The following is a 6,917-nucleotide window of genomic DNA, read 5'->3' as shown; positions in this document are numbered from 1 at the left end:
TAAAACTAGCGGCTGGAAACTTCATCCAACAAAACGCCGTATCACTATCACCGATAAAAAGGGAATTGGTGAACTCAAGCTACTGGGTAAATGGGATATCCATCAGTATCCGGTTAAGTCCATTAAGCGGGTTAGGCTTGTGCGTCGGGCTGACGGGTATTACTGTCAATTTGCTGTTGACGTTGAGTGTCTTGATATTCAACCGCCAACAGGTCAAGAAATTGGGCTGGATGTCGGGTTGGAGTCTTTCTATACTGACTCAAACGGACACCAGGAACCTAACCCAAAGTTTCTGCGTAAGGCGGAAACTGCTATCAAGCACAGCCAACGAGCCATCTACAAGAAGAAAAAGGGTTCATCAGGTCGCCGTAAAGCAGTAGCTCAGTATTCCAGAAAACACTTAAGAGTAAGTAGGCAACGTACCGAACACGCTAAAAGACTAGCGCTTCACGTTTGCAAGTCTAACGACTTAGTAGCCTATGAAGACTTGAGGGTTGCCAATATGCTCAAAAATCACTGTCTGGCTAAGTCAATTGCTGATGCTAGCTGGTATCAATTTAGGCAGTGGATTGAACACTTTGCCATCAAGTTGGGAAGATTGGCTGTTGCTGTTCCACCTCAATACACATCTGTTGAATGCAGTCAATGCAAAGTGATTGTGAAAAAATCTCTCAGCACAAGAACCCACGTTTGTAAGTGTGGATTGATTCTGCAAAGAGATTGGAATGCGGCTATAAACATTTTGCTCAAGGCAAAATCTAGGGGAGGGCATCCCCAAAGTAACGCTGTAGGAGTTGAAGCCTCTACGCTACTTGGTGCAAGCCTGGTAGAGCAAGTTTTGACGTTGAATACAGAATCCCACGCGCTCTATCGCCGTGGGAGTGTCAATCCTAGAAAGCCCAGAACTCGGATTACGTGGTCGAGTAGACGCCCTCCGCACCCGCGATGGACAAACCATTCCCTACGAACATAAACGTGGACGTTGCTACCGAGACGAGAACAATCAACCCCAAGCCTGGGATAGTGATAAACTGCAAATTCTCGCCTACGCTTACCTAATTGAATCGGCTTTGGGTATCCCGATCGCACAAGGACGAATTCGCTACCATGCTGATAACGTCTTAGTTCATGTTCCCCTAGATGATCTCGGACGCGCCACGGTGCGAGACGCTATCCAACAAGCGCGAATCCTGCGACAATCCAGCCATCGTCCCCCAGTTACGGATAACGAGAGGATGTGCGCCCGTTGTTCCCTCGCCCCCGTCTGCTTACCCGAAGAAGCCCGACTCGCCCATAATCGGGAATGGCAACCGATGCGCCTTTTTCCCCCTGATGATGAACGCCAGGTGATTCATGTCTTGGAACCGGGAACAGCCGTTGGGCGTACTGGGGAACAACTGAAACTCAGCCGCCGGGGTCAACCCGTGGAAACGGTTCCCGTGCGTCAGGTGGGACAACTTGTCCTCCATAGTTTTTCACAAATCTCCACCCAAGCCCTGCATTTTTGTGTGACTCAAGGAATTGGTGTGCATTTTATCTCTGGGGGTGGACGTTATATCGGCAGTTTTGATACCCGACAAGGCAGTATTCAGCGGCGCATCCATCAATATCAAGCCTTGAATCAGCCGGATACTTGTCTGGAATTAGCCCGAAAATTAGTCACCTGTCGCGGTCAAGGACAGCGCAAATTCCTGATGCGGGGAAAGCGTGGTAGTCAGGGAAAATCGGCTAAACTAAAACGTGCGATCGCGCAGATGAAAGCGGTGCTGAAAAACGTCTCCTCTGCCCCATCTCGTGAATCTTTATTGGGGTTAGAAGGGAATTTAGCCGCGTCCTATTTTGCCGCGTTACCTTGTTTAATTGCCGCCACAGTTCCGCCTGAATTACGCTTTGACCATCGCAATCGCCGCCCTCCGAAAGACCGATTTAATGCCTTGTTGAGTTTTGGCTATGCGTTATTAATTAAGGATGTGATGAATGCCATCCTCACCGTGGGGCTAGAACCGGCATTGGGATTTTACCACCAACCTCGTTCTCAAGCTTCACCATTAGCACTGGATTTAATGGAAATTTTCCGAGTTCCGTTGGTGGATATGGTGGTTATGGCTTCGATTAATAAAGGTCAGTGGGATGTGCAAGCTGACTTTGACGTGCGGGGAGTACAGGTTTGGTTAAGTGATACGGGACGACGAAAGTTCGTGGGTTTATACGAACGACGGAAACAGGAAACCTGGAAACATCCTGTTACGGGTTATTCTCTCACCTATCGCCGTTTGTTAGAACTCGAAGTTCGCTTGCTGGAAAAAGAATGGTTCGGTGAAGGCGGTTTATTTGGTCAATTAGTGGTGCGTTGAGGTGGAATATGGGTGAACAAAAAAACTGGTACTTAATTTGCTACGATATCCGCTGTCCCAAGCGCTGGCGCAAGGCGTATAAGTTACTTCAAGGATACGGTGAGCGCATTCAATACTCTATTTTCCGCTGTTTTTTGACCCTGCGGGGACGGGAAAAATTGCGGTGGGAGTTGGAGAAGGTATTAAAGGCGGAGGATAGTTTATTGCTAATTCGCCTTTGTGATCAATGTGTGAGTGGACTTCGCGCCTATAATCGTCCTGATGCTTGGTCTGATGTTCAAGCGGGATATCGGATTGTTTGATGCAACATTTAAGATTACCTTTGATGCCGATAGGCGTTGATTGTTTAGGTTTTGACCTCTCTCCAAACCTCTCTCCTTCAAGGAGAGAGGCTTTGAAAACTTAATAATAGCATCAACACAACGAATAGATGTTAGCAAGCAGCGAGCAAGATGCTCGCCCTACTATAAGGATGAGAGCCATTATTGATATTAAGGTTTAAATGCCGAACAGCTTACCAAGATTCCTTGAGTGTATGCGATCGCGAATCCAAAAATGGTATATCGATGTTAGTCTAAGGGTTATAACGTTGGGGTTTTTGTCGAAATTACCCCGATTTGAGTCGATTTTGGCGTGAGTCGAGGTGGGTCGGGGAAATGCTTGCTAAACCGATTGGCAGTTATTATGATTTAAGAGTCCCTGTGATCGCTGTGCCGTTACCTTTGATGCCGTAAGCGTTGAGCAGAGACGTTTAGCCAAGCAAAGCAAAGGCGTTGAGCACTATCCCGTAAGTTGGACAGTCGCTGTGAAGCGGGCGGTGAGATTTATTCATACTTTGGTCTTGCTGTCCTTGTTCCCTCAGATGCCGTCAGGCGTTTTTCTTTAATTTCCTTTTTGTTGTTGACGAGGTGAATAATTCAATGTATCCTGTAAGTAAGAATGAAATATTTTAAGCCAGATGGTACTGAAATTTTGGCTGGTGGGCAATGCCCACCCTACGGTTGCTCAAGAGGCGATCGCAAACGGCTTATTTGAGTGCCATTCATCCCCACCTCGGATTGCCGTAAGGCGCTGAAAACACCTGGTTTCAACTAGGTTCAACGATGAATTCCACAATAGTAGAACGGCAAACAGGCGCGTCTCCTATCGAACTGTTTGTCAATTTAAGCTTTAGCATTCAAGGACAAATGCTGCCGGCTGATCACGGCTTTGGGTTGTTTTCGGCTTTATCTAAGCTTTGTGCGGCGATTCACCAGCAGAATGAAATTCAGATATTGACGATTCCCGGTATTCCCGATCGCCAAGGGAAAATTGCGCTTACAGATAGATCGCGCCTGCTGATTCGTTTACCGATTACCAAGATTCCCTTGGTTTATGCGATCGCGGGAAAACGAGTTCAGATTGGCAATCATCCGATCCAGATTGGGATTCCCAGGATTGAACCCCTCAGCGCCAAGTCAAGGGTGCGATCGCGTATTGTTACGATTAAAGGCTATACCGAACCCGAATCCTTTCTCCAAGCGGCGCAGCGTCAATTGAATCGGTTGGGGGTGTCGGGAGAGTTGCGAATTCCCCTGAATCGGGATCAAACACCGAAGCGCAAAGCGATAAAAATTCAACAAGATACGGTAGTTGGATTTACCACTGAAGTTAGCCATCTTAGTGAAGAGGATTCCCTGACATTGCAACAGTGGGGATTAGGAGGGCGGCGGCACATGGGTTGCGGGGTGTTTTTGTAACCTTTTTGTCAAAACACTGATTTCACGGATTTATGAGAGAGATGGGGGTAGGGGGTGAGAGGTTAGTCACACTGATTACACTGAAACGTTTGTTCTCTCGTCTTGAGAGGCTGAATTCGCCGCGACAATTAGGTTGATTATGTCTAAATTTAAACGACTTCTGGCTAAATCTATATCTGATTCTGATTCAATTCGGAGTCAAAATGCGGCGACTTTTACGGGTCATATTGCCTTAGTTAAGCGAGGGGCTGAGGTATTGTTGAAGCGTTTAGATAGGCGGATTTTTCAACAACTGGGATTGGATGAGAGTGATTTGGAATTATTTGCAAATACGGTGAGATTGGGGGCGTACCTGCATGATTGGGGTAAGGCAAATCAGCATTTTCAAGAGATGGTTTATCTGAATACTGCCCAAAAATCCCAAGACCCGAAAAAACGGGATAAGCTTAAAACACTGGGTAAATTATGGCAGAAACATCATGGGAAACAAATGATTCGCCATGAAGTTTTAAGCGGTATCCTCGCCTTGCGTGTTCCTAAATTTCGCCATTGGTTAGAACAATGTCCAAATGCTGATCTGGTGATTGCTGTTTGGGCGGCAATGGGACATCATTTGAAGATGACGTCTGACCTTGATTTAACAGTCCGTAGTGGAACCGGAAGTGGTTTATTTATTTATACCGACCACAATGATTTTAAACAAATGTTAAAAATGGGTCGGCAATTGGGACTCCCGGCTAATTTACCTGCCGTTCCTGGAAAAGTTTGGACGAAGGAAGAACTAGAACGGGAATTGAAAGGATTATATCATGAATTTGACCCGGTTGAACAGCAAATTATCGCTGAAAACGATACAAAGCGACTGAGATTTATTGCGGCGGTGAAAGCTACGGTAATTGCGGCGGATTTAGCGGGTTCGGCTTTGCCTGTTGTGGATGAAAATATTAAAGTTTGGATTGAGAATGTTTTATCGATTACCTTATCTGAAGACGACTTGGATCAGGTTTTGGAACAACGACTGCAAGGGAAAAAATTACGCCCATTTCAACAGAAAATTGCCGCGACTCCCCATCGGATTACTTTAGTTAAAGCCGGGTGTGGAACTGGGAAAACTATTGGGGCGTATGCGTGGGCAAAAAAATGGGCAGGCGATCGCAAGTTGTTTTTTGGCTATCCGACGACGGGAACCGCGACGCAGGGGTTTATTGATTACGCCCACGAGACAAAAATTGAAGCGGATTTAATGCATTCTCGCGCTGATTTAGACCGAGAAATCTTGTTTTCTGGGGATGAGGATGAAGGGATTGAGGATCGCCTAGCCGCCCTCACGGCTTGGAGACAAAAGTTGATTGTTTGCACTGTAGATACGGTTTTGGGGCTAATGCAAAATAATCGGCGATCGCTGTATTCCTGGAGTGCGATCGCTCAAGCCGCTTTTGTGTTTGATGAAGTTCATGCTTATGATAATCGCTTATTTGGGGCTTTATTGCGATTTCTGGATACCTTTCGCGGTGCACCTATTCTATTGATGAGTGCTAGTTTTACACCGGAACAGATTCAGGCGATTCAAGGAGTGGTTGGGGAATTGGGAGAAGAAACTCAGATTATTGAAGGACCGAAAAATTTGGAAGTTTTGCCACGATATCAGATTGAGTCTATCCCATCAGCGAATCAAGCTTGGGAGAAGGTGCGGGAAACCTTAACTCGTCACCACCAGAATAAAGTGTTATGGGTAACAAACTCAGTAAATACCTGTCGGGAACTGTATTTAGAGGCAAAAAAACAGATTCCGGATTCAATTCCTGTATTAATTTATCACAGTCGCTATCGCTATTTTGACCGAGTGGAGAAACATAAAGCCGTGATCAACGCCTTTGAACGTGAGGGGGCGGTGTTAGCGATTACCACTCAAGTTTGTGAAATGTCTTTGGATTTGAGTGCGGATTTATTAGTCACCCCAATCGCCCCAGCCTCGGCGTTAATTCAGCGGTTAGGGCGATTAAATCGTCGGGTGATTACCACAGCAAACCATCGGATAAAATTGGCGTCGGGTCAAATTGCCCCAGCCTTATTTTATCCTTGGGAGGATTCACGTCCTTACTCCCAAGATGAATTAGAAACAGGACAGCATTTGGTTGATAAATTAGCCGGAAAAGCGATTTCCCAGCAGGATTTAGCCGAGATTGTTGCTCAAATGTCTACTCCAGAACAACAGCCGAGTCAATCGGAATGGTTAGAGGGATGTTGGTGTACCCGTCCTAATTTTTTACGGGAACCGGGCTATACGATTACGGTTTTATTAGAGGAGGATTTAGCTAATATTAAAAATGCCGCCAATCAACGTCAGGATAAATCCTTTAAAAAAGAATGTCCACGGTGGACAATTCCGATTCGGATTATCCCTGGGTTTAAGGAGTGGCGGCGGAATGGATTTTATCCCGTTGCACCTCCTGATCAGGTGGAATACAGTTCAGAAACAGGGGCAAAATAACCCGTAGGGGCATTCGTCGGGGCATTCGTCGGGGCATTCGTCGGGGCATTCGTAGGGGCATTCGTCGGGGCATTCGTAGGGGCGAAGCATTCGTGCCACAATGTTCATCCGAAGCCGATAAATTAACTCCACGAATGCTTCGCCCAGATCTCAACCACCAAGCAACAAAATATCAAACCGAATGATTTTGAATTTTAACCGTCAATTGAATCAGGGCGGGTTTCGTTGTTCAGTTATCAATAATCCCTTAATTAAGTCCCTAAACCCGCCCCTACAGCCCAGATCTCAACCACCAAGCAACAAAATATCAAACCGAATGATTTTGAATTTTAA

5 protein-coding genes are annotated in these 6,917 nt (G+C 46.1%); all 5 read left to right on the top strand.

Annotation, left to right across the window (positions count from 1 at the left end; all coding sequences use genetic code 11):
• The coding region (locus RIM23_RS10855) for an RNA-guided endonuclease InsQ/TnpB family protein (RefSeq protein ID WP_446366940.1) at positions 1-973 on the top strand (973 nt) is incomplete at its 5' end.
• Positions 882-2,354, top strand: coding sequence for a type I-MYXAN CRISPR-associated endonuclease Cas1 (gene cas1 / locus RIM23_RS10850; protein ID WP_446366938.1), 1,473 nt, complete (start codon positions 882-884; stop codon positions 2,352-2,354). The genes RIM23_RS10855 and cas1, both read left to right, overlap by 92 nt.
• 8 nt (positions 2,355-2,362) lie before the next feature.
• Positions 2,363-2,656 carry a CRISPR-associated endonuclease Cas2 gene (gene cas2, locus RIM23_RS10845; protein ID WP_446366936.1) on the top strand — a complete coding sequence of 98 codons (294 nt, stop codon included), beginning with the start codon at positions 2,363-2,365 and terminating at the stop codon, positions 2,654-2,656.
• An 801-nt stretch (positions 2,657-3,457) separates the two neighbouring features.
• The gene (gene cas6, locus RIM23_RS10840; protein ID WP_446366934.1) at positions 3,458-4,093 is read left to right on the top strand and encodes a type I-MYXAN CRISPR-associated protein Cas6/Cmx6; all 636 of its coding nucleotides are present in this window, start codon (positions 3,458-3,460) and stop codon (positions 4,091-4,093) included.
• 139 nt (positions 4,094-4,232) lie between these two features.
• Positions 4,233-6,584, top strand: a complete 2,352-nt coding sequence (cas3, locus tag RIM23_RS10835) for a CRISPR-associated helicase Cas3' (protein WP_446366932.1) — start codon at positions 4,233-4,235, stop codon at positions 6,582-6,584.
• Positions 6,585-6,917: the final 333 nt, after the last annotated feature.

Origin of the sequence: Coleofasciculus sp. G3-WIS-01 (assembly GCF_040223135.1) — a bacterium.
Taxonomy (GTDB): domain Bacteria; phylum Cyanobacteriota; class Cyanobacteriia; order Cyanobacteriales; family Coleofasciculaceae; genus Coleofasciculus.
Note: the sequence above shows the minus strand (reverse complement) of the source record. Positions and strands in the feature narration are given on the sequence as shown.